The 1,510-nt window shown below is 56.8% G+C and carries 3 protein-coding genes and 1 riboswitch; of the genes, 2 read left to right on the forward strand and 1 reads right to left on the reverse strand.

Annotation, left to right across the window (positions count from 1 at the left end; all coding sequences use genetic code 11):
- Both WCA53_RS04340 and WCA53_RS04345 read left to right on the forward strand, forming a co-directional pair.
- Nucleotides 1-169, forward strand: a 169-nt coding sequence (locus WCA53_RS04340) for an H-NS family nucleoid-associated regulatory protein (RefSeq protein WP_423905905.1), incomplete at its 5' end; no start/stop codon positions are given.
- Between the two features lie 120 nt (nucleotides 170-289).
- On the forward strand, nucleotides 290-484 hold the full coding sequence (locus WCA53_RS04345) for a hypothetical protein (protein WP_423905899.1): 195 nt from the start codon (nucleotides 290-292) through the stop codon (nucleotides 482-484).
- 95 nt (nucleotides 485-579) lie between these two features.
- On the opposite strand, the gene WCA53_RS04350 is transcribed toward WCA53_RS04345, so the two are convergent.
- Nucleotides 580-1,221 (reverse strand): DNA ligase, encoded by a 642-nt coding sequence (locus WCA53_RS04350; protein WP_423905902.1) that lies wholly within the window; start codon nucleotides 1,219-1,221, stop codon nucleotides 580-582.
- A gap of 227 nt (nucleotides 1,222-1,448) precedes the next feature.
- Nucleotides 1,449-1,510: riboswitch (Fluoride riboswitch) on the forward strand. This riboswitch is flagged as partial in the annotation.

Here is a 1,510-nt window from a genome sequence, read left to right on the forward strand (position 1 = left end):
CGATGTATTCGGTGAAAAGCGCGAGAAACCTCGTAAGCAAACTGACAAGCGGCCGAAATACCGAAATCCAGATAGTGGCGTCGAATGGAGCGGTATGGGTCGAGAGCCTTTCTGGATTAAAGGGAAAGATCGGGCGCAATTCCAGATTCGTGACAACGAAATTAGCTAACACACTCGATTAGATTGTCTACAACACATGGCTGAACAGTGATCTCGCCACGCTTGCGGGGCGAGATCGACTAGAAAACTAACGGCAATGCCTCAACGGGCCAGCACTTGGGAGGTCGTCATGCAGGACATGGAGGACTGGCGTAAGGAAGTCGTCGATACGGGAGTGACGCACTGCCCGAGCTGCAAGTCTACTGACCTTTTGATGGGTGCGTGCGCGGTTGGGGCGATGACCGTTCATCAGGAATTCATTTGCAACGGTTGCCAGTTCGAGTTCAAGGCTATGTACGCGATCGCCTTCTACTATCCCGACTGACGCGCCCGGCCAAATCAAATCAAAGCGCGGCCGGTCGGTGGTAGTCAGCGTATTTTCGTCAACCCGTCCCTTGACCGGCCACGTTCGAGGCAACGTTACTCGCCGGCATGGCCAAAGCCCAGCGCTGCGGGCCTGCTGTAATCGGTGTTCTTGATCTTAATCCAGTTGAGCGACCGTCCGCGCGTGTAGGTGGACGATTTTCGCTTAGCCACCATGCCCTCGAAGTCGTGGATTTTCACCTGTTCAAACACCAGCTCGCCGATGCATTCCACGTCTGTGACATAGACGAGCCGCTGCGGGTTGTCGAAGGCGTCGCGCAGACGAGCCTTCCGCTCGGTAAGCTCCAGTTGGCGCAAATCGCGCTTGCCGGATAGGAGCATGTCGAACACGAAAATCCGTGCGGGGTGTCGACGCGCGGCCGCCGGAATATTCCGCGGCGACATCGTGCTGGAACGCTTCAGCAGTTGGCTGAACGACGTCGGCCCGCGAGCGTCGCCGATCGCAAGCTCACTGTCCCATACGAAATCACCGGGCACTGCAGCAACATCCTCCACAATTTCGGGAAATGAGCGGTTGAAGGGCTTGCCTTGCCGGCTGGTTATCGCTACTTCGTCGCCCAACTTTTCGACAAGACATCGAAAGCCGTCCAGTTTAAACAGGCACCTTTTGCGGTGTTGCCTTTCGATGCTGGCTGCGCGCGGCGACATCGCGAACGGCGAACTGCCGGACCCGGCCATCTAGAGCCATTCGGCCGCAATCTGAGGCGGACATCCGAACGTCCGCTTCATGCAGTTAACGAGCCTTCTCTTGACGAGCATGTTCATCGCGTCATTTGCCATAGCGGCTTTTCGTCATACATCGCAATCAAGCTGGATGACCTGGACACCCCTCACCGAATAACCAGGTGTCCGACCGCTGCTTGACAAGGGGGTTGTCCCTGCATCTTGCGAGGCGTAGACTTTGAGTCAACGTCGGAGATGGCATTCCTCCGTAACCGCCCGCAACGGGCTGATGATGCCTACAGGC

Origin of the sequence: Caballeronia sp., assembly GCF_049581465.1 — a bacterium.
In the GTDB taxonomy this organism is placed as follows: domain Bacteria; phylum Pseudomonadota; class Gammaproteobacteria; order Burkholderiales; family Burkholderiaceae; genus Caballeronia.

Excerpts from the sequence above, each read along its gene's own strand:
- WCA53_RS04345 (WP_423905899.1), top strand. The coding sequence starts at position 290 with ATGCAGGACATGGAGGACTGGCGTAAGGAAGTCGTCGATACGGGAGTG.
- WCA53_RS04350 (WP_423905902.1), bottom strand. The coding sequence starts at position 1,221 with ATGGCCGGGTCCGGCAGTTCGCCGTTCGCGATGTCGCCGCGCGCAGCC.